Origin of the sequence: Stenotrophomonas sp. CASM106 (genome assembly GCF_049384825.1) — a bacterium.
GTDB lineage: Bacteria > Pseudomonadota > Gammaproteobacteria > Xanthomonadales > Xanthomonadaceae > Stenotrophomonas > Stenotrophomonas muris.
The window spans coordinates 57,887-78,025 of the sequence record NZ_JBMRFS010000007.1; the positions used below are offsets into that span (position 1 = coordinate 57,887).

16 protein-coding genes are annotated in these 20,139 nt (G+C 67.7%); 10 read left to right on the forward strand and 6 right to left on the reverse strand.

Going from position 1 to position 20,139, the window contains the following annotated elements; translation table 11 throughout:
• Positions 1 to 85: 85 nt before the first annotated feature.
• From mdoH to hemC, 5 genes are all read left to right on the forward strand, one after another.
• Positions 86 to 2,011: a glucans biosynthesis glucosyltransferase MdoH gene (gene mdoH, locus VG556_RS16580; protein WP_041863849.1), complete on the forward strand. Its 1,926-nt coding sequence runs from the start codon at positions 86 to 88 to the stop codon at positions 2,009 to 2,011.
• A 50-nt stretch (positions 2,012 to 2,061) separates the two neighbouring features.
• The gene (locus VG556_RS16585) at positions 2,062 to 2,721 is read left to right on the forward strand and encodes an alpha/beta hydrolase (protein WP_014648513.1); all 660 of its coding nucleotides are present in this window, start codon (positions 2,062 to 2,064) and stop codon (positions 2,719 to 2,721) included.
• Positions 2,722 to 2,724: 3 nt separating this feature from the next.
• Entirely contained in the window at positions 2,725 to 3,768 is a 1,044-nt protein-coding gene (locus tag VG556_RS16590; protein WP_014648512.1) for a sensor histidine kinase, read from the forward strand.
• 10 nt (positions 3,769 to 3,778) lie between these two features.
• Positions 3,779 to 4,510 (forward strand): LytR/AlgR family response regulator transcription factor, encoded by a 732-nt coding sequence (locus VG556_RS16595; RefSeq protein WP_014648511.1) that lies wholly within the window; start codon positions 3,779 to 3,781, stop codon positions 4,508 to 4,510.
• 564 nt (positions 4,511 to 5,074) lie between these two features.
• The gene (gene hemC / locus VG556_RS16600; RefSeq protein WP_100450655.1) at positions 5,075 to 5,986 is read left to right on the forward strand and encodes a hydroxymethylbilane synthase; all 912 of its coding nucleotides are present in this window, start codon (positions 5,075 to 5,077) and stop codon (positions 5,984 to 5,986) included.
• Between the two features lie 116 nt (positions 5,987 to 6,102).
• On the opposite strand, the gene VG556_RS16605 is transcribed toward hemC, so the two are convergent.
• Positions 6,103 to 6,879: a DUF481 domain-containing protein gene (locus VG556_RS16605; RefSeq protein ID WP_032961276.1), complete on the reverse strand. Its 777-nt coding sequence runs from the start codon at positions 6,877 to 6,879 to the stop codon at positions 6,103 to 6,105.
• Positions 6,880 to 6,986: 107 nt separating this feature from the next.
• Entirely contained in the window at positions 6,987 to 7,589 is a 603-nt protein-coding gene (locus tag VG556_RS16610; RefSeq protein ID WP_100450654.1) for a LolA family protein, read from the reverse strand.
• Positions 7,590 to 7,670: 81 nt separating this feature from the next.
• Here VG556_RS16610 and VG556_RS16615 point away from each other — a divergent pair, with 81 nt between their 5' ends.
• Positions 7,671 to 8,642 carry a helix-turn-helix transcriptional regulator gene (locus tag VG556_RS16615; RefSeq protein ID WP_014648507.1) on the forward strand — a complete coding sequence of 324 codons (972 nt, stop codon included), beginning with the start codon at positions 7,671 to 7,673 and terminating at the stop codon, positions 8,640 to 8,642.
• Between the two features lie 25 nt (positions 8,643 to 8,667).
• Entirely contained in the window at positions 8,668 to 9,462 is a 795-nt protein-coding gene (locus tag VG556_RS16620) for a MetQ/NlpA family ABC transporter substrate-binding protein (protein ID WP_100450653.1), read from the forward strand.
• Between the two features lie 13 nt (positions 9,463 to 9,475).
• Here VG556_RS16620 and glpK read toward each other — a convergent pair whose 3' ends face one another.
• The 3 genes from glpK to VG556_RS16635 all read right to left on the reverse strand — a co-directional run bounded on the left by glpK (position 9,476) and on the right by VG556_RS16635 (position 13,468).
• Positions 9,476 to 10,975, reverse strand: a complete 1,500-nt coding sequence (gene glpK / locus VG556_RS16625) for a glycerol kinase GlpK (protein ID WP_100450652.1) — start codon at positions 10,973 to 10,975, stop codon at positions 9,476 to 9,478.
• Between the two features lie 105 nt (positions 10,976 to 11,080).
• On the reverse strand, positions 11,081 to 12,586 hold the full coding sequence (gene glpD, locus VG556_RS16630; RefSeq protein ID WP_100450651.1) for a glycerol-3-phosphate dehydrogenase: 1,506 nt from the start codon (positions 12,584 to 12,586) through the stop codon (positions 11,081 to 11,083).
• A gap of 246 nt (positions 12,587 to 12,832) precedes the next feature.
• The gene (locus tag VG556_RS16635; RefSeq protein WP_014648503.1) at positions 12,833 to 13,468 is read right to left on the reverse strand and encodes an OmpW/AlkL family protein; all 636 of its coding nucleotides are present in this window, start codon (positions 13,466 to 13,468) and stop codon (positions 12,833 to 12,835) included.
• 186 nt (positions 13,469 to 13,654) lie between these two features.
• On the opposite strand from VG556_RS16635, the gene VG556_RS16640 reads away from it, so the two are divergent.
• From VG556_RS16640 to lpdA, 3 genes are all read left to right on the forward strand, one after another.
• On the forward strand, positions 13,655 to 14,170 hold the full coding sequence (locus tag VG556_RS16640) for a DNA-deoxyinosine glycosylase (RefSeq protein WP_100450650.1): 516 nt from the start codon (positions 13,655 to 13,657) through the stop codon (positions 14,168 to 14,170).
• 167 nt (positions 14,171 to 14,337) lie between these two features.
• Entirely contained in the window at positions 14,338 to 16,104 is a 1,767-nt protein-coding gene (gene aceF, locus VG556_RS16645) for a dihydrolipoyllysine-residue acetyltransferase (protein ID WP_111144228.1), read from the forward strand.
• A 107-nt stretch (positions 16,105 to 16,211) separates the two neighbouring features.
• Entirely contained in the window at positions 16,212 to 18,014 is a 1,803-nt protein-coding gene (gene lpdA, locus VG556_RS16650; protein ID WP_032961258.1) for a dihydrolipoyl dehydrogenase, read from the forward strand.
• A gap of 849 nt (positions 18,015 to 18,863) precedes the next feature.
• Here lpdA and VG556_RS16655 read toward each other — a convergent pair.
• Positions 18,864 to 19,682, reverse strand: coding sequence for a hypothetical protein (locus tag VG556_RS16655; RefSeq protein ID WP_046432636.1), 819 nt, complete (start codon positions 19,680 to 19,682; stop codon positions 18,864 to 18,866).
• Between the last annotated feature and the right edge of the window lie 457 nt (positions 19,683 to 20,139).

A 20,139-nucleotide genomic window follows, 5' to 3' on the forward strand; every position in this document is an offset into this window, starting at 1 on the left:
GGCGCCGGGAAAGCGCGCCGGGAACCTTGGTGCATGCAGCCCGGCCGGGATGGCCGGCCGTGCCGACGGCGCGGAGTAGGCGGCGATGGGGGTGCAGACCATCCATGCGGAAGCAGAAACGCCCCGGCTCGACGCCGGCTGGGCGCTGCTGCCCGCTGAATCTCCGTTGCAGATGCCCGAACAGACCCTGCGCGAAGGTGCACTGAAGGTCCGGCGGCATCGCACGTCGCCGCGCCTGATCGGCCTGCGCCGGCTGTACATCTTCGGTGGCACGCTCGGCATGACCGCCGTGGCCACGCGGATGATGTGGCGGGTGCTGTCGGCCAATGGCATCAGCGTGCTCGAAGCCTGCCTGCTGGTGCTGTTCGTTGGCCTGTTTGCCTGGATCGCGCTGTCTTTCGCCAGCGCCCTGGCCGGCTTCCTGACCGCCGTGTTCGACCGTGGCTATCGCCTCGGCATCGACCCGGACAAGCCGCTGCCGACCGTGCACAGCCGCACCGCGCTGCTGATGCCGACCTACAACGAAGACCCGCGCCGCCTGCTGGCGGGCCTGCAGGCGATCTACGAGTCGGTGGCGGCCACCGGCCAGCTCGGCCGATTCGATTTCTTCGTGCTCAGCGATACCCGTCGCGAGGACATCGCCGCTGCCGAGGAGCGGGTGTTCGGCGAGCTGCGCGAGCGGGTGCCGGACGGGCAGATCCGCCTGTTCTACCGCCGCCGTGGTGACAACAGCGGGCGCAAGGCCGGCAACATCGCCGACTGGGTCCGTCGCTTCGGCGGTGCCTACCCGCAGATGCTGATCCTCGACGCCGACAGCCTGATGACCGGCGACAGCATCGTGCGCCTGGTGGCCGGCATGGAGCACAACGCCGACGTCGGCCTGATCCAGACCCTGCCGTCGGTGATCGGCGGCCGCACCCTGTTCGCACGCATGCAGCAGTTCGGTGGCCGCGTGTACGGGCCGGTGATCGCCCGTGGCGTGGCCTGGTGGCATGGCGCCGAGAGCAACTACTGGGGCCACAACGCCATCATCCGTACCCGCGCCTTCGCCGACCACGCCGGCCTGCCGGCGCTGCCGGGGCGCAAGCCGTTCGGCGGCCACGTGCTCAGCCATGACTTCGTCGAAGCAGCGTTGATGCGTCGTGGCGGCTGGGCCGCGCACATGGTGCCCTACCTCGGTGGCAGCTATGAAGAGGGCCCGCCGACGCTGACCGATCTGCTGGTTCGCGACCGCCGCTGGTGCCAGGGCAACCTGCAGCACGGCAAGGTCGTGGGCAGCCGCGGCCTGCACTGGATCAGCCGCACGCACATGCTGATCGGCATCGGCCACTATTTCACCGCACCGATGTGGGCAATGCTGATGCTGATCGGCATCGCCATCCCGCTGTTCCAGGAGGGCATCGACTTCAATGCCCTGCTGCACCTGTCGCCCAGCGTGTACTGGCGCGCACAGGACGAAGAGCAGGTGGTGCGCCTGTTCGCCGCCACGATGGCGGTACTGCTGCTGCCCAAGGTGCTCGGTTACCTGGCGATGCTGCTGGACCCGGTCGACCGCCGTGGCTGCGGCGGTGCGATCCGTGCCTTCGTGTCGATGCTGGTGGAAACCGTGCTGGCCGCGCTGATGGCGCCGGTGGTGATGTACGTGCAGTCGCGGGGCGTGGCCGAAGTGTTGTCCGGCCGCGATTCCGGCTGGGATGCGCAGCAGCGTGACGACGGCGGCATCTCGTGGCTGGCACTGATCCGCGGCTACGGTGGCCTGGGTGTGTTCGGCGCCTTCATGGGCGTGCTGGCCTGGGCCGTGTCGCCGTCGCTGGCGGCGTGGATGGCGCCGGTGGTGATCGGCATGGTGTTGGCCATTCCGGTGGTGGCGCTGACCTCCTCGCGTGGTCCGGGCGCCTTCCTGCATCGCCTGGGCCTGCTGGACATTCCCGAAGAGAACATCCCGCCACCGGTACTGGTCCGCGCCGCGCAGCTGCGGCGCGAAGCGGCCGAGCAACCGCCGCTGTACTGATTGCCCCACGCCAGCGGCATAATGCGGCTCGAACTTGAAGGAGCCGCATCATGCTGCAAACGGTGGAACAGGAAACCGGCGCCTCGCCGCAGTGGTCGGTGATCTGGCTGCACGGCCTCGGCGCCGATGGCCATGATTTCGCGCCGATCGTGCCGGAGCTGGTGCGGCCGCACTGGCCGGCGCTGCGCTTCGTGTTCCCGCACGCACCGGTGCGGCCGATCACGATCAACAACGGCGTGCCCATGCGCGGCTGGTACGACATCGTCGGCATGGACTTCCGGTCGCGTGCCGACATGGCCGGCGTGCAGGAATCGGTGGTGCAGCTGGACGCGCTGATCGCGCGCGAGATCGAGCGTGGCGTCGCGGCGGAGAAGATCTTCCTGGCCGGCTTCTCGCAGGGTGGTGCGATCATCCTGACTGCTGCGCTGTCGCGTACCGCGCCGCTGGCCGGCCTGATCGCCCTGTCCACCTATCTGCCCGAAGCCGACAGTGCCACGCGCGTTGAAGGCGCGGTGCAGGTGCCGGTGTTCATGGCCCATGGCAGTGGCGACCCGGTGATCCCGCAGGCCGTGGCGGCCCACAGCGCACAGGCGCTGCGTACGCTGGGCCTGGACGTGGCGTGGCACAGCTACCCGATGGCCCACCAGGTCTGTGCCGAGGAAATCCAGGCACTGGGTGACTGGCTGCAGGAACGGCTGGGCGCGGCCTGAGCCATGCCCCTGGCCAGCCCATCGCCGTGGATGCCGGAACTGTGCCGCCTGCCGCGGCTGGCGGCGATGCTGGGCCTGGCCGAGCTGGTGGTGGTGGTGCTGGCCCTGGCCCCGGATGGCAGCCGCCACTGGACCGTTGGCGAGCTGCTGTCGGCCAGCGGCTTCGCGCTGTGGCTGGCGCTGGCCGTGACCGCCAGCCTGTGCCTGCTGCGGCAGGCGCTGTCCAGGCTGCCGCAGGTGATGGGGGCGGTCGCTGCCATCGCACTGGCGGCCCTGATCGCGGTCGTCTGCGCCGGCATCGTGCACGCGCTGTACGCGGTGCTGGGTGACAGCTTCGCCAACGGCATCAGCTTCTGGCGCTTCACCCTCGGCAGCGCCGCCACCACCGCGCTGATCAGCGCGCTGGCGCTGCGCTACTTCTATGTCAGCGACCGCTGGGCGGCCCAGGTGCAGGCCAATGCGCGCGCGCAGGCCGATGCGCTGCAGGCGCGCATCCGCCCGCATTTCCTGTTCAACAGCATGAACCTCATCGCCAGCCTGCTGCATCGGGACCCGGCGGTGGCCGAGCGTGCCGTGCTCGACCTGTCCGATCTGTTCCGTGCTGCGCTCGGTGCAGGCGAGGGCGATTCCACCCTGCGCGACGAATGCGAACTGGCCGAGCGCTACCTGTCGATCGAATCGCTGCGCCTGGGCGAACGCCTGCAGGTGCGCTGGCAGCGTGACGAGCCGCTGCCGTGGGACCTGCCATTGCCAAGGCTGGTACTGCAGCCGCTGGTGGAAAACGCCGTGCTGCATGGCATTTCGCGCCTGCCCGAGGGCGGCACCATCGAGCTGCAGCTGCTGCGCGAGGGCAACGATCTGCAGATCCGCGTGCGCAATCCCGCGCCTGATCCGCAGGCGCCCGGGCTGGCCCTGGCGCGGGGGGCCGGCCATGCCCAGCACAGCATCGGCCATCGGCTGGCCTGGCGCTTTGGCAGTGCCGCGCGGATGACGGCTGGCTGGAGCGAGGGCTACTATGCCTGCCAAGTGACAGTGCCGATCCAGTGAGGGGACGATCGTGAGGGTAGTCATCGCCGATGACGAACCACTGGCGCGTGAGCGCCTGCGCAGCCTGTTGGCCGCACAGGACGGCGTGGACGTGGTGGCCGAGGCCGGCAACGGCGAGCAGGCCCTGCACGCGTGCGCGGAGCTGCAGCCGGACCTGGTCCTGCTGGACATCGCAATGCCTGGGCTGGACGGCCTGGAAGCAGCCCGCCACCTGGCCAGCTTCGAACCGCGGCCGGCGGTGGTGTTCTGCACTGCCTACGATGCGCATGCGCTGTCGGCCTTCGAAGCGGCAGCCATCGATTACCTGATGAAGCCGGTGCGCGCCGAACGCCTGGCAGCGGCGATTGCACGGGCACGCACGTTCCTGGCCGGTCGCGATGGCCAGCCGCAGGCGCACAGCGGGCAGCAGGCACGCAGCGTACTGTGCGCACGCCTGCGCGGCAGCCTGCGGCTGATTCCGCTGGACGACATCCACTACCTGCAGGCCGAAGAGAAGTACGTGGTGGTGCACCACGCGCGCGGCGAGGACCTGATCGAGGAATCGCTGAAGTCGCTGGAAGAAGAGTTCGCCAGCCGCTTCATCCGCATCCATCGCAACTGCCTGGTGGCGCGGCACGAGCTGGTGGAGCTGCGGCGCGGCTCCGGCGGGCAGGTGCAGGCGGTGCTGCGGCATGGCAGGCAGCCGCTGGAAGTCAGCCGCCGCTGTGTGGCGACGCTGAAGCAGGAACTGCGGCATCTGTGAGTGGTCCCGCGCGGCCTGCGGCCGCGACTGCTATGAAATCAACAGCAACAGCAACAGCGGGTCATGGCTCGTTGTTTCTACGTGCTGGGCCGGGCCGGGGTGGGGCGGCGGGACACGCTGCAAGTACATCCATGTAAGCTCGATGGCGCCATCCATGGCGCCAACGGTCCCGCCGCCCCACCCCGGCCCAACCCTCACATTCGTCCAGCGTCGGACGGCAAAGGCATTGTTGTTATCGGGCGGGGGAAGAAGGGTCAGATCCCTTTTCCTGCGGAAAAGGGATCTGACCCCGGAAGCCTTCGGCAGTTGCTTTTGCTTCTGCTCTTTTTTCTTTTCTTTTGATCTTCCGTGGCTGACGCACACGGAAACTGTCAGAGGCCGGGCGGGGTGGGTTCGCGGGGGTGTCCGCGGCATGGATGCCGCGGCCAAGCCTCCACGGACGGATTCACGGCGTCCCCCGCGAACCCACCCCGCCCGGCCAAGCGCGATAGATCCAGCCGATGCACCAGCCACGAGGGGCTCCGCCGTTGGCCGTATCCGTGCCGAAGGCGCGATAATGACCGGATGGAAACCGTCCGCATCGCCACCCGCAAGAGCCCGCTCGCCCTCTGGCAAAGCGAACATGTCGCCAACCGCCTGCGCCAGGCCCATCCCGGGCTGCATGTGGAACTGGTGCCGATGAGCACCCGCGGTGACGAGGTGCTCGACCGCTCGCTGGCCGCCATCGGTGGCAAGGGCCTGTTCCTGAAGGAGCTGGAGCTGGCCATGCTGCGCGGTGAGGCCGACTGCGCCGTGCACTCGCTGAAGGATGTGCCGATGCAACTGGACGAACCCTTCGCGCTGCCGGCGATGCTGACCCGCCACGATCCAGCCGATGGTTTCGTCTCCAACCTGTACGCCTCGCTGGACGCGCTGCCGATCGGTGCGCGGGTCGGCACCTCATCGCTGCGCCGCCAGGCCCAGCTGCGCGCGCTGCGCCCGGATCTGGAATTGCTGGACCTGCGCGGCAACGTCAACACCCGCCTGGCCAAGCTCGACAATGGTGGTTACGACGCCATCGTGCTGGCCGTGGCCGGCCTGGAGCGCCTGGGCCTGGGCGGGCGCATCGTCGCGCGCCTGCAGCCGCCGCAGTGGCTGCCGGCACCGGCGCAGGGCGCGGTGGCGGTGGAGTGCGACGGTGGCAATACGCGCCTGATGGCGCTGTTCGCCACGCTTGATGACGCCGCTACGCGCGCCTGCGTGGAAGCCGAGCGGGCGATGAACCGCGCGTTGCATGGCAGCTGCCACGTGCCGGTGGCGGCCATCGCGCAGTGGCAGGGCGACGACCTGCACCTGCAGGGCCTGGTCGGCAGTGCCAGCGATGGTCGTGCGGTGCGCGCCGAGGCGGTGGGCCCGGCCCGGGATCCGGAGGCGCTGGGCCAGCGCGTGGCGAAGATGCTGCTGGAAGCCGGTGCCGGCGAACTGCTGAACGTCTGAGCTACCGCCGGTAGTGCCGGCCGCTGGCCGGCAACCGCGTGCCCAGTTGAATGCAGTTGCCGGCCAGCGGCCGGCACTACCGGAAGAAGAACGGGCGCCCTGGGCGCCCGTTCTGCTTACTTGAACTTGTAGACCACGTTCATCGTGGTCAGCGTATCGGTCTTGCGCTTGTCCTCGGCCACGTCACTGTTGTAACGCGCCTGCCAGCCGGCCTTCAGTGCCAGGTGCTCGTTCATGCTCACCGAGACACCGAAGTCGTTCTGGCCGAAGGTGTTGTACGAACCGGATTCGACCAGCAGCGTGTTGACCAGGTCGGTGTTGTCAGTCAGCGAATACTTCATGTCGAACAGGCCACGGCCGATCAGGCCGGTGCGGGTGCGGTCGTCCTCGGTGCTGTGGGTGCGGCGCACACCGGGGCCGATCTGCGCGTCGAACGAGAAGCGCTCGGTGTTCCACAGGCGGGTGCCGTAACCCAGACCGAACGAGCTCTGGCGGTCGTAGGTGGCGAAGTCGTCGCGTTCCGTACGCACCGTCGCGGTCAGCTGGCGGTGTTCGCCCAGCTGCAGCGCGCTGCCGGCACTGCCGGTGTAGCGGTTGGCGGTGGTGTTGTTGCGGCGGGTGGTGGTGCCGTCGTCGTTGGTTTCGGTCACCTTGGAGCTGGAGCGGAGGCCGAACAGGTCCATGCTGTGCACCCAGTCACCGTCGGTGTAGCGCAGGCGCAGACGGCCGTTGAAGCTCTCGGTGCTGCTGTTGCCGCGTGCCGAGGCAAACCCGAGCTCGCCACCACTGCCGCTCCACGGCGAGGACATCGCCGCCAGCTCGGAGGCATCCTGCGCGTATGCGAGCGGCGCACACAGCAGCAGGGGGATCAGCAGGGACACGCGCAGGGACATCGAGGCTTCTCCGAAACGGTTGACAGCCGGTGATGATACTGGAAGCGTGATGGCGGTCCGAATCGATCCAAATGCGCGCTTCAGCGAACGTTGGCGCGGTCGCCTATTCAGGGCAGATCGACGCGCACCTCAGGGTCGTTGAAGCGCGAATAGCGCAGGCGCAGCTGGAAGCTGCGGCCATTGCTGCTGCCGCTGCGCACGATCTGGCGTGGCAGGCCCTGGGCATCCACCCAGTATTCCAGGCGTTCCCCGGGCTGGGTGCCGCGCAGCCGGTAATGCCGGGTCTGCACCCCGTCCAGCGACTGGCTGCCGAGGTCTTCGGCCTTCAGGTCGGCGGACAGGGCATCGGCCGGCAGCGGGTTGCGCCACTGCTCAAGCAGGCCAGGCGGGGTCGGCACCTGGCGGATCGCACCGTCGGCCTGCAGGAACATGGTGTCGCCGATGATGGTCTGCGGCCCCGCCGGCGTCTCCACCCGGAAACGATCGGGCGCGACGAAGTCCATGGCGCTGCGTACCGGCTGCGGCGCGCCCAGCACCTCCAGTTCGGCGTGGAAGCTGCGCAAGGCCGCGAAACGCTGGCTGGCGCCCAGCACCGCCTGCGTCGGATCGGCGACGGGTACCGGGGGCTCGGCGCCGGCCGGCGCCGGCGCGCGATCACAGGCGGCCAGCAGCAGGCAGGCCAGCAGGGACAGGGCAGGCAACCGGCGCATCGGGCATTCCATGGGGGTGGGGGCGACCACGATAGCCCAAACGTCCCACACAAGACCCGCGACTCGGACATAATCGGGGGTATGGACCGATACGAACGCATCACCGCCCTGCATCGTCTGCTCAAGTCCGCGCGCTATCCGGTGACGGTGGCGACCCTGCAGGACAAGCTCGGTTGTTCCCGCGCCACCGTCTACCGCGACCTGGCCTTCCTGCGCGATGCGCTGATGGCACCGATCGAGGGCGACGGCGAGGCGGGCTTCCGCTACCAGGCTGACGAGAGCGACCGTTTCGAGCTGCCCGGCCTGTGGCTCAGCTCGGAGGAGCTGCATGCCCTGCTGGCCTCGCAGCACCTGCTGGCGCGGACCGGCGGTGGTGTGCTGTCGTCGGTGCTGGCACCGCTGCAGCAACGCATCGAGAGCCTGCTGGCGGCCCAGGCCGGCGTGTCCAGCTGGCCGGTCGACCGCGTGCGGGTGATTCCGCACCGTGGCCGCAAGTTTGACGAAGGCAGCTTCCGCAGCGTCGCATCGGCCGTGCTGGAGCGCCGCCAGCTGGCGTTCGAGTACCGTGCCCGTTCCACCGACGAGCCGACCAAGCGCACCGTCTCGCCGCAGCGCCTGACCCACTATCGCGACAACTGGTACCTGGATGCCTGGGACCATGACCGCGACGCCCTGCGCAGTTTCGCGGTCGACCGCATCCACAAGGCGCGGGTGGTCGACAGCACCGCGCGCGACGTCGCCGACAGCGAGCTGGACGAGCAGCTCGGCGCCAGCTACGGCATCTTCTCTGGCGCGCCGAAGGGCTGGGCGACCATCCTGTTCAGCGCCAAGGCCGCGCGCTGGGTGGCCGACGAGCACTGGCATTCCAAGCAGCAGGGCCGCTTCCTGGCCGACGGCCGCTATGAGCTGAAGGTGCCGTACAGCGTCTCGCGCGAGCTGCTGATGGATGTGCTGCATTACGGCTCGGATGCCGAGATCGTCGAGCCCATGATGCTGCGCGAGCAGGCCAAGGCGTTGCTTGAGCTGGCCCTGAGCAACTACGAAAACTCCTGACACTCCCCCGAGAATTCAATCCCCCATGAAAAAGACCCTGTTGCTGCCCCTGCTCGCCGCTGCGCTGGCCCTGACCGCCTGCGGCAAGTCCGGCGAGCCCTCGCAGAAGCTGGTGGTGGCCGCCACGGCCGTGCCGCATGCCGAGATCCTCGAGGTGGTCAAGCCGATCCTCAAGCAGGAAGGCGTGGACCTGGACGTGCGGGTGTTCAATGACTACGTGCAGCCCAACGACCAGCTGGTGCAGAAGCAGGTGGATGCGAACTACTTCCAGACCGAGCCCTACCTGGATGCCTACAACCGCGACCGCAAGACCGACCTGGTGAAGGTGATCGGCGTGCACATCGAGCCGTTCGGTGCGTACTCGCGCAAGGTCAAGTCGCTGGCCGAGCTGCGCGAAGGCGCCGACGTGGTGATCCCGAACGACCCGAGCAACAACAGCCGCGCGCTGATCCTGCTGCACAAGGCCGGCGTGATCGAGCTGAAGGACCCGACCAACGCACTGGCGACCCAGCGCGACATCATCGCCAATCCGAAGAACCTGAAGTTCCGCGAGCTGGACTCGGCGATGCTGCCGCGCGTGCTGGACCAGGTCGACCTGGCCCTGATCAATACCAACTACGCGCTGGACGCAGGCCTCAACCCGACCCAGGATGCGCTGGCGATCGAGAGCAAGGACTCGCCGTACGTGAATTTCCTGGTCGCGCGCCCGGACAACAAGGACGACGCCCGTGTGCAGAAGCTGGCCAAGGCCCTGACCAGCCCGCAGGTGAAGGCGCTCATCGAGACCAAGTACAAGGGCGCGGTACTGCCGGCGTTCTGACCGGCACTACCCCTCAATCGACGTGGAAGGCGAGGGTGGCGGCCACCGCCTGCTGCCATCCCGCATACAGTTTCTCGCGCCGGGCCACCTCCATCCGTGGCTCGAAGCGCCGGTCCAGGCCCCATTGCGCGGCGATCTGTTCGCGGCTGTTCCAGAACCCCACTGCCAGGCCGGCCAGATAGGCCGCACCCAGCGCGGTGGTCTCGGTCAGTCGCGGCCGCAGCAGCGGCACACCGAGAATGTCGGCCTGGAAACCGGCCAGGAAGTCGTTGCCGATCGCACCGCCATCAGCGCGCAGCTCGGTCCGCGCGATACCCGCATCGGACTGCATCGCATCGAGTACATCGCGGGTCTGGTAGGCCATCGCTTCCAGCGCGGCGCGCACGAAGTGCGCCTTGCGGGTGCCGCGGGTCAGGCCGAACATCGCACCGCGCACATCACTGCGCCAATAGGGCGCGCCGAGGCCGACGAACGCCGGCACCAGGTAGGCGCCGCCACTGTCGGGCACCTGCGCAGCCAGCGCCTGGCTGTCGCTGGCGCGTTCGATCATGCGTAGTCCATCGCGCAGCCACTGCACCACCGAGCCGGCGATGAAGATCGAACCCTCCAGCGCGTACTCCACGCGCCCGTCCAGGCCCCAGGCAATGGTGGTCAGCAGGCCGTTGCGCGACCGCACCGCCTGCGCGCCGGTGTGCATCAACATGAAGCAACCGGTGCCATAGGTGTTCTTGACCATGCCCGGCTGGAAACAAGCCTGGCCGAACAGCGCCGCCTGCTGGTCACCGGCGATGCCGGCGATGGGGATCGGATGGTCGAAGAAGAACTGCGGCCGGGTGTGTGCGTACACCGCGCTGGAGTCGCGCACCTGCGGCAGCATCGCGCGCGGAATGTCGAGCAGGGCCAGCAGGTCGTCATCCCAGTCCAGCGTGTGGATGTTGAACAGCAGCGTGCGCGCCGCATTGCTGTAGTCAGTCACATGTGCCTGGCCACCGCTGAGGTTCCACACCAGCCAGCTGTCGATGGTGCCGAACAGCAGCTCACCACGTTCGGCGCGCTGCTGCGCACCATCCACGTGGTCGAGGATCCAGCGCACCTTGGTCGCGGAGAAATAGGCGTCGATCAGCAGCCCGGTCCGCTCGCGGATCAGTGCTTCATGCCCGGCGGACTTCAGCCGCTCGCAGATGGCGTGGCTCTGCCGCGATTGCCAGACGATGGCGTTGTGGATCGGCTGGCCGGTGGCACGGTCCCAGACCACGGTGGTTTCGCGCTGGTTGGTGATGCCCAGCGCGGCGATATGGCGTGGGTCGATCTGCCCGCGGCTGAGCAGTTCGGTCAATGTGGCATAGACGCTGGTAAGGATCTCGCGGGGGTCATGCTCGACCCAGCCGGGCTGCGGGAAGATCTGCGCGAACTCGCGCTGCGCGCTGCCGACGATGTCGCCGGCGCGGTCGAACAGGATCGCGCGCGAACTGGTGGTGCCCTGGTCGATGGCCAGCACGTAGCGGGGCGTCATGCAGCGTCTCCAATGGCGATGGGGAAATCCTAATGCATCGATCGCGTCGCGCGCGGCTGCCCTGGTAGCTGCCAACCTGGGTTGGCACACGTGGCAACACGGGGGTCAGAGCCCTTTCCGTGGAAAAGGGATCCGACCCTCCATCCACGCCTGCAGCCGTGCCACCTGCGCAGCATCCAGGCGCAACCCCAGCTTGCTCCGGCGCCACAGGATATCGTCGGTGTCACACGCCCACTCGCGTTCGCGCAGGAAGTCCACTTCGCGTGCATGCAGGCCACCGCCGAAGTCCTCGCCCAGATCGTGCAGGCCGTGTACACCCTGCAGCAGTTCCGCGCTGCGACTGCCATAGGCCCCGGCCCAGCGTCGCGCGATACCTGCGGGCAACCACGGTGCCAGCGCCAGCAGGCGCGAGCACGCCTGTGCGGCGTCGCCCCAGTCGCTGCCCGGCAACGGGTCTCCGCGCGCCGTCCAGGCCGGTCCCATCTGTGGCAGGGCAGGGCGCAGCAGGTCCAGTGCCTCCTCGGCCAGCACCCGGTAGGTGGTCAGCTTGCCGCCCAGTACATGCAGCGCCGGTGCCGGGTCCACCTGCACCTGCAGGCGGTAGTCGCGGCTCAGCTGCGCTGCGCGCGGATCCGGGTCGGCCAGCAATGGACGGACACCGGCGAACGCCCAGACCACCTCGTCCGGGGCGATGGGGTCACGCAGGTAGCGATTGGCCGCTTCGCACAGGTAGGTCACCTCGGAAGGCAGCACGCTGCAGCGCGCCGGGTCACCGCGATAGTCGGTATCGGTGGTGCCCACCAGCAGGTGGTCGTGGGCGAAAGGCAGCAGGAACACCACCCGCCCGTCGGGCTGCTGCAGCAGGCAGGCGCTGTCATCGGGCCAGGGCCTGCGCAGCACGATGTGGCTGCCCTGCACCAGGCGCAGCGCAGGGCCGCCGCTGCGCGCCTGCATCCGTTCCAGCAGGCCCCCGGCCCACGGGCCCGCCGCATTGACCACGGCGCGGGCATTCACGGGGTGCCGCTGGCCATCGGCGGATTCCAGCACGGCCCGCCACCGGCCCTGCACGGGGTGCAGGTCGATGCAGCGGCTGCGCACCTGCACCTGTGCGCCCCGCTGCGCGGCATCCAGGGCGTTGAGCAGTACCAGCCGCGCGTCATCGACCTGCGCATCGGCGTAGCTGAAGGCCTGCCGCAGCGCCGGGGAGAGCCACTGGCCGAGCGGATCGTGCTGCAGTTCCAGTGCGCGTGACGCGGGGAAGGCGGGGCTGCGCCGGCCCAGATGGTCGTACAGCCACAGCCCCGCGCGCAGTATCCAGCGCGGGCGCAGGTGCGGTTCCCACGGCAGGACGAAGCGCAGCGGATGGACCAGATGGGGCGCCTGCCGGCGCACCACCTCGCGTTCGCCCAGCGCCTTGCGCACCAGCCCGAACTCGCCCTGCTCCAGGTAGCGCAGGCCGCCGTGGATCAGCTTGCTGCTGGCGCTGGAGGTGTGCGCGGCCAGGTCATGCTGTTCGCACAGCAGCACGCGCAGGCCGCGGCCGCTGGCGTCACGGGCGATGCCGGCGCCATTGATGCCGCCACCGATCACCAGCAGGTCGACGTCGTCCATCGTGTCTCCGCGTCCTGTGCCTGTAGAGCCGAGCCGCGCCACCCTTGACCGTGGGCGCCATTGAACGTAACGCATCGCAATGCGCGCGGAGCCCGCCGCTCGACCCGGGATAGGGGGCTTGGCTCGACTCTACAAAAAAGCAGCCGAGCATGGGCTCGGCTCTACACGCGGAACGCGGGTGACGGAAACGACGACGGGCCCCGAAGGGCCCGTCGCGTTGCATCAGTGAAGCAGGTGCTGCCTGGATCAGAAGCGGGCGCCGATGCCGAAGCCGACGGTCCACGGATCCATCTTGGCTTCGCCGATCTTCTCGCCGCCGACCTTGATGTCCGGGCGGGCGCGCATGTAGCGGGCGTCAGCACGGGCGAACCAGGTGGAGTTGATGTTCATGTCGACGCCGACGGTACCGATCACGCCCTTGGCATCCTTGAAGCGGATGTCGGTGTCAGCGCCGTTGCCCAGCTTCTCGTTGCTGAAGCTCGACTGGTAGTAGCCCACGCCCACGAACGGGCGGAACACGTTGTCAGCCTGGCCGAAGTGGTACTGGCCGCTCAGCGCGACCGGCTGCTGCTCGACCGAACCCAGGCGGGCGTTGTTCGGGCCCTTGAACTTGTTGTCGAACTTGTCGGCAGCGCCCCACAGCTCAACGGCCCAGTTGTCGTTGATGTAGTAGCTGAAGCTGACGGTCGGCGCCGGGCCACCGTCGGTCTTCTTCACGCCGGTGATCGGGTCGTTCTTCGGCTCCAGCAGCGAGATGCCGCCAACAACGGCAAAATGCTTGCCCGAAGCGGTATCGGTGGTGCTGCTGTCCTGGGCGAAAGCGGCCGGCGCGAAGGCGGCGGAGGTCAGCAGGGCGAGACTCAGGATACGGATGGAGCGCATGGGGGTATCTCCTAATGTTTCTTGTTTTGGGCCCCCGGTTGCGGGGCGAGCACACCGTAGTCGCCCCAACATGAATCGAATCCGACGCACGTTAAAAAATAGTTTTCCTTGTTCAGCGACGGGTGCGGAATGCCTGTATTCATGGCGCTTTCTGCTCTCGCCGACATTCATGCAGTTGGAGAAGATGTGAGCACGGCAACGTTGTGCATTGGCCTGCCAGCGCAGGTGAACGTCGATTGCAGGGTGCTGCTGCTGGGCTCGATGCCAGGCGTGGCATCCCTGCAGGAGCAGCGCTACTACGCGCATCCTCGCAACCGCTTCTGGCCGCTGATGGCCGATATCTGCGGTTTCGACGCGGATCTGCCCTATGCGCAACGGCTGCAGGCGTTGAAGGCCGCAGGCATCGGCCTGTGGGATGTGATCGGGCGCTGCGAGCGGCGCGGCAGCCTGGATGCGGACATCGTGCGTGGCACGGAAGTGGCCAATGCACTGCCGGAACTGATCGCCACGTTGCCTGAGCTGACGCTGATCGGCTGCAATGGCGGCGCGTCATTGCAGGCATTCCAGCGCTGGGTGTTGCCGCGGCTGGAGGCCCCGCCGAAGGTGGTCGCGCTGCCGTCGACCAGCCCTGCCAATGCGGCGTGGTCGTTGCCGCGCCTGCGCCAGGCCTGGCAGCCAGTGCACGACGCGCGGGCGACATGAAGCGGACATCGCCTGGACAATACGCTACCGACTGGTCGCGCACCCGACCCATGGGCAACAGCCTGTCCCGGCTGCGTGCGTACTGAAAACACCTGTAACGGTTGGCGCTGGACCCCGCTGGCCGCACAATAGACGTTTCCCTACACCAGATTGCCGGAGTTATCCCCATGGCCGAAATCAAGGAAGCACTTGTCCCCGATATCGGTGACTACAGCGATATCCCGGTAATCGAGGTGCTTGTCGCCGTCGGCGACACGGTCAAGAAGGACCAGGGCCTGGTGACGCTGGAAAGCGACAAGGCGACCATGGAAGTGCCGTCCTCGGTGGCGGGCGTGGTCAAGGAGCTCAAGGTCAAAGTGGGCGACAGCCTGTCCGAAGGCAAGGTCGTGGCCCTGATCGAAGTGGCCGAAGGCGAAGCCGAAGCCGCCAAGCCGGCCGCTGCCGCACCGGCACCGGCACCGGCATCGGCACCGGCACCGGCACCGGCACCGGCACCGGCACCGGCACCGGCCAAGGCCGCTGCCCCGGCTGCCGCCACCCAGAGCGCGCCGGCCGCAGCTGCGCCGGCCGCTCCGGCTGCCAGCGGTGGTGCGGTTGAAGCCCTGGTGCCGGACATCGGCGACTACGCCGGCATTCCGGTCATCGAAGTGCTGGTCGCCGTGGGCGATACGGTCAAGAAGGACCAGGGCCTGGTCACGCTGGAAAGCGACAAGGCCACCATGGAAGTGCCGTCGTCTGTGGCCGGTGTGGTCAAGGAGATCAAGGTCAAGGTGGGCGACAATCTGTCGCAAGGCGACGTGGTTGCCATCATCGAAGCCGAGGGCGCTGCCGCGCCGGCGCCGAGCAAGGCCGCTGCTGCTGCCGCTCCGGCTGCCGCAGAGACCGCCACCAAGGTCGAGCCGGTCGCTGTGCCGGCGCTGCCGGACAAGCTGGCGGCCCGCGAGATCGCCTCGGCCGGTACCCCGTCCAGCCCGCCGGTGCAGTTCAATGCCGATGGCGTGCTGCCGGCCAAGGTGCCGTACGCCACCCCGGCGGTGCGCGTGTTCGCCCGCGAGCTGGGCGTGGACCTGCTGCAGATCAACGGCACCGAGAAGGGTGGCCGCATCACCAAGGGTGACGTACAGAAGTTCGTCAAGGCCGCGCTCAGCGGTGGCGTGCCGGCCGCTGCCGGTGGCGCCGTCGCCGCTGGTGGTGGCCTGAACCTGCTGCCGTGGCCGAAGGTCGACTTCAGCAAGTTCGGCGAGACCGAAGTCCAGCCGCTGTCGCGCATCAAGAAGATCTCCGGTGCGAACCTGGCCCGCAACTGGGCCATGATCCCGCACGTCACCCAGTTCGAGCAGGCCGACATCACCGACCTGGAAGGCCTGCGCGTGGCGTTGAACAAGGAGAACGAGAAGGCCGGCATCAAGCTGACCATGCTCGCCTTCCTGATCAAGGCCAGCGCCGCAGCGCTGAAGAAGTTCCCGGAATTCAACGCCTCGCTCGATGCCAGCGGTGAAAACCTGACCCTGAAGAAGTACTTCCACATCGGTTTCGCCGCCGACACGCCGAACGGCCTGGTCGTGCCGGTCATCCGCGACGTGGACAAGAAGGGTGTGGTGCAGATCGCGCAGGAAACCGGCGAACTGGCCAAGAAGGCACGCGACGGCAAGCTGGGCCCGGCGGACATGAGCGGCGGCTGCTTCTCGATCAGCTCGTTGGGCGGCATCGGCGGCACCGCGTTCACCCCGATCGTCAACGCACCGGAAGTGGCCATCCTCGGCGTCTCCAAGTCCTCCATCCAGCCGGTCTGGAATGGCAAGGAGTTCGCGCCGAAGCTGATGCTGCCGCTGTCGCTGAGCTACGACCACCGCGTCATCGACGGCGCACTGGCCGCACGCTTCACCACGTACCTGTCGCAGGTACTGGCCGACATGCGCCGCGTGCTGCTGTAAGGCACCGCTCCGCCCCCACCGTGCGGCCGCAGCCCCTGGCGCGGCCGCGTGAACAGATGCAGTGACAGCCCGCCGGCGCCGCCGGGCGGGCACGAGGAAAACCCACCATGGCCACGATTGAAGTCAAGGTTCCCGACATCGGCGATTACAGCGATGTGCCGGTGATCGAAGTGTTGGTCGCCGTCGGCGACACGGTGAAGAAGGACCAGGGTCTGGTAACCCTGGAGTCGGACAAGGCCACCCTGGAAGTGCCGTCCTCGGCCGCTGGTGTGGTCAAGGAAATCAAGGTCAAGCTGGGCGATACCCTGTCCGAAGGCGCCGTGGTCGTGGTGCTGGACGCTGAAGGCGCCGCCGCAGCCCCGGCCAAGGCCGCCGCGCCGGCTCCGGCCGCCCCGGCCAGCAAGCCGCCGGTGACCCCGTCGCACCGCGCCCCGGCCGAACCGGCTGCGCCGAAGCCGGCGCTGTCCAGCGGCAAGCCGGCCGACATCGAATGCGAGATGGTCGTGCTGGGCTCCGGCCCGGGCGGCTACACCGCAGCCTTCCGCGCCGCCGACGTCGGCCTGGATACGGTGCTGGTCGAACGTTACGCCAGCCTCGGCGGCGTCTGCCTCAATGTCGGCTGCATCCCGTCCAAGGCGCTGCTGCATGCTGCTGCGGTCATCGACGAAGTGGCCCACGCCGGTGATTTCGGCGTCGAGTTCGGCAAGCCGACCATCACCCTGGACAAGCTGCGCGCGTACAAGGAAAAGGTCGTCAACCAGCTGACCAAGGGCCTGGCCGGCATGGCCAAGCAGCGCAAGGTGCGCAGCGTGCAGGGCGTTGGCAGGTTTGTCTCGGCCAACGAGCTGGAAATCACCGCGGCTGACGGCAGCACCCAGCTGCTGCGCTTCCAGAAATGCATCATCGCCGCCGGTTCGCAGGCGGTGAAGCTGCCGAACTTCCCGTGGGACGACAAGCGCGTGATGGATTCCACCGATGCGCTGGAGCTGGCCGAAGTGCCGGGCTCGCTGCTGGTCGTCGGCGGCGGCATCATCGGCCTGGAAATGGCCACCGTGTACAGCGCGCTGGGCAGCAAGGTCACCGTGGTCGAGTTCATGGACCAGCTGATGCCGGGCGCCGACAAGGACCTGGTCAAGCCGCTGGCCGACCGCCTGAAGAAGCAGGGCATCGACGTGCACCTGAAGACCAAGGCCTCGGGCGTCACCGCCGATGCCAAGGGCATCACCGTGACCTTCGAAGCCGCCGAGGAAGGCCAGGCGCCTGCGCTGGCGCAAGGCACCTTCGACCGCGTGCTGGTGGCCGTGGGCCGCTCGCCGAACGGCAAGAAGATCGATGCCGAGAAGGCCGGCGTGCAGGTCACCGACCGCGGCTTCATCCCGGTCGATCGGCAGATGCGTACCAACGTGCCGCACATCTTTGCCATCGGCGACATCGTCGGCAACCCGATGCTGGCCCACAAGGCCACGCACGAGGGCAAGCTGGCCGCTGAAGTGGCAGCCGGCCACAAGAAGGAGTGGGTCGCCCGCGTGATTCCGTCGGTGGCCTACACCAACCCGGAAATCGCCTGGGTCGGCGTGACCGAGACCGAAGCCAAGGCCAAGGGCCTGAAGGTCGGCGTGGCCAAGTTCCCGTGGGCCGCCAGTGGCCGCGCGATCGGCATCGGTCGCACCGAGGGCTTCACCAAGCTGATCTTCGACGAAGAGACCCACCGCATCATCGGTGGCGCGATCGTCGGCGTGCATGCCGGCGATCTGCTGGCCGAGATCGGCCTGGCCATCGAGATGGGTGCGGAAGCGGAAGACATCGGCCACACCATCCATGCGCATCCGACGCTGAGCGAGTCGGTGGCGATGGCCTCGGAAATCTACGACGGCACGATCACCGATCTGTACATGCCGAAGAAGAAGTAAGGCGTCCGCGCCGTTCCGAACGAAAAGCCCTGGCATCTGCCGGGGCTTTTTTTCTTCGATCAGTGCTGCAGCAAAGGGTGGGGCCACTGCACGGGTGGCAGGCATTTCGACAAATGTCCCCCGTCGCCCGCCTGCGGCGGTCGCCTCCTCCTTTACTTTGTCAAAATGCCTGCCACCCGCGCAGCGGCTCGGCTTGCGGACGGTCGAGAGCAGTGCCAAAGCCGCCCGGATGCCCTCTCCCTCCGGCGCTCGACCACGCCTGCGTCTACGGCAACTGCCACCGCGAAGGTCTGGGCCGCTGTGCGGGTGGCAGGCGTCTGGACAAATGTCCCCCGTCGTCCGCCTTCGGCGGTCGCCTCCTCCTTTACTTTGTCCAGACGCCTGCCACCCACGCAGCGCACGGCTTGCGGATAGTCGAGAGCCACAGCCTGGCCCGCCTGGATGCCTGACACGCGGGGGAAGAGGGGCTTGTGTGCGAAGTAAAGGAGGAGGTGACGGCCGTAGGCCGGCGCCGGGGGACATTCGCACGCAAGCCCCTCGTCCCCCAGCGCTCGACCACGCATGCGTCTACGGCAACTGCCACCCACGCAGCGGCTCGGCTTGCGGATAGTCGAGAGCCAGTGCCTGGGCCGCCTAGATGCCTGACACGCGGAGGGAGCGGGGGTTGTGTGCGAAGTAAAGGAGGAGGTGACGGCCGTAGGCCGGCGCCGGGGGACATTCGCACGCAAGCCCCTCTTCCCCCAGCGCTCGACCAGCCTGCTTTTCTGCTCGACGATGCAAAGAAAAAACGCGGCCCCGATGTTCCGGAGGCCGCGCCAGGAGAGAAGATGCCGTGGAAGGGGCAGGGGATCAGAACACGAAGCTGATACCGGCCACCGGGCCCTTGAATTCCTGCTTCAGGCCGACCGTGCCGTCGCTGCCCTTCTTGTCCACGTCCAGCTTGAACCAGTCGTAGCCGGCGAACACACCGAAGTTCTTGGTGAAGCGGTAATCGACGATCGCATTGGCGCGGCTCAGGTCGCCCTTGTAGTCATCGAAACTGCCCCAGCGCGTGTTCAGGTACTGGCCCTGCAGCGTGATCATCCAGCGCTCGGACGGAGTGAAGGTCATGCGCGCACCCACCACCGGTGCCACGCCATCGGCCTTCTCGTTGAGGAACTGGCCTTCATACACCGTGCCCAGGTCCGCGTAGCCCTTGGTGCTGACCTTGGCGTACTCGCCACCGATCTGCAGGCCCAGGTCGAAGGTGTCGGTATCGACGACCGAGTAGTCATAGACCAGGCTGGCCACCTGGTACTTCAGCTCGCCCTTCACGAAGCTGCCGGCCGGCACGCTCTCACCGCCGAAGGAAATGCCTTGGTCAAGCGTCTCGCGACGGTCCTTGTCGTACTTGAAGTAGTTGAACAGCAGGCGCTGACGGTTGCTGATGCGGAACATGCCGTCGATGCGCGGCTCCCATTCCTTGCCACCCAGCTTGAAGTCCTGGTCCAGGGAGATGTCTTGGCCGGCCACGGTGGTGCTGCCACGCAGCGTGTTGTCCGAATCGATGTTCATCGCACCCAGACGGATGGCGAAGCGGTCGTCGCCTTCGGCGGCGTGGGCGGCATTGGCGAACGAGGCGCCGGCAGCGAGCAGGGAAAGGGCGAGCAGGGTGGGTACGGGGCGCATCGAAGAGTCCTTGCAGTGGTTCATCAGAATGAAGACCACTGTGCCGGACGCCGCCGTCCACCATCCGTGAACGTATGGTCCACGGCGTGTGCACGGTTCAGCCCTGTCGCGACGACGCAAAAAGATGGCCCCGGAGCCGGGCTTCGGGGCCATCGCGGGACCTGCGGGGCGAAGCGTCGACGAGGTTGCTGCAGGCAGGTCGAAAGATCGGACCGGCGCATCCGGCGAAAGTTCCGCGCCTGCGACCAAAGTTCAATACTGCGGTGCAGCATCACGCGGACGTCATTGTCCCCCGGGTGGCACGCAAAAATGTAACCGTTACCGCAACTTGCGGCTTCCAGGGATGAACAGGCAGCGGTTGTCTCGCAAATTGTCCCATTGCTATAATTTGGCGGCTCGATGAGGCCCCCCTGCTGTAGCCGCCTCAGCCCTCCACTTGCAACCACGCGGGACGTCC

Coding starts and splice junctions, on each gene's coding strand:
- mdoH (WP_041863849.1), top strand. CDS start 86: ATGGGGGTGCAGACCATCCATGCGGAAGCAGAAACGCCCCGGCTCGAC.
- VG556_RS16585 (WP_014648513.1), top strand. CDS start 2,062: ATGCTGCAAACGGTGGAACAGGAAACCGGCGCCTCGCCGCAGTGGTCG.
- VG556_RS16590 (WP_014648512.1), top strand. CDS start 2,725: ATGCCCCTGGCCAGCCCATCGCCGTGGATGCCGGAACTGTGCCGCCTG.
- hemC (WP_100450655.1), top strand. CDS start 5,075: ATGGAAACCGTCCGCATCGCCACCCGCAAGAGCCCGCTCGCCCTCTGG.
- VG556_RS16605 (WP_032961276.1), bottom strand. CDS start 6,879: ATGTCCCTGCGCGTGTCCCTGCTGATCCCCCTGCTGCTGTGTGCGCCG.
- VG556_RS16610 (WP_100450654.1), bottom strand. CDS start 7,589: ATGCGCCGGTTGCCTGCCCTGTCCCTGCTGGCCTGCCTGCTGCTGGCC.
- VG556_RS16615 (WP_014648507.1), top strand. CDS start 7,671: ATGGACCGATACGAACGCATCACCGCCCTGCATCGTCTGCTCAAGTCC.
- VG556_RS16620 (WP_100450653.1), top strand. CDS start 8,668: ATGAAAAAGACCCTGTTGCTGCCCCTGCTCGCCGCTGCGCTGGCCCTG.
- glpK (WP_100450652.1), bottom strand. CDS start 10,975: ATGACGCCCCGCTACGTGCTGGCCATCGACCAGGGCACCACCAGTTCG.
- glpD (WP_100450651.1), bottom strand. CDS start 12,586: ATGGACGACGTCGACCTGCTGGTGATCGGTGGCGGCATCAATGGCGCC.
- VG556_RS16635 (WP_014648503.1), bottom strand. CDS start 13,468: ATGCGCTCCATCCGTATCCTGAGTCTCGCCCTGCTGACCTCCGCCGCC.
- aceF (WP_111144228.1), top strand. CDS start 14,338: ATGGCCGAAATCAAGGAAGCACTTGTCCCCGATATCGGTGACTACAGC.
- lpdA (WP_032961258.1), top strand. CDS start 16,212: ATGGCCACGATTGAAGTCAAGGTTCCCGACATCGGCGATTACAGCGAT.
- VG556_RS16655 (WP_046432636.1), bottom strand. CDS start 19,682: ATGCGCCCCGTACCCACCCTGCTCGCCCTTTCCCTGCTCGCTGCCGGC.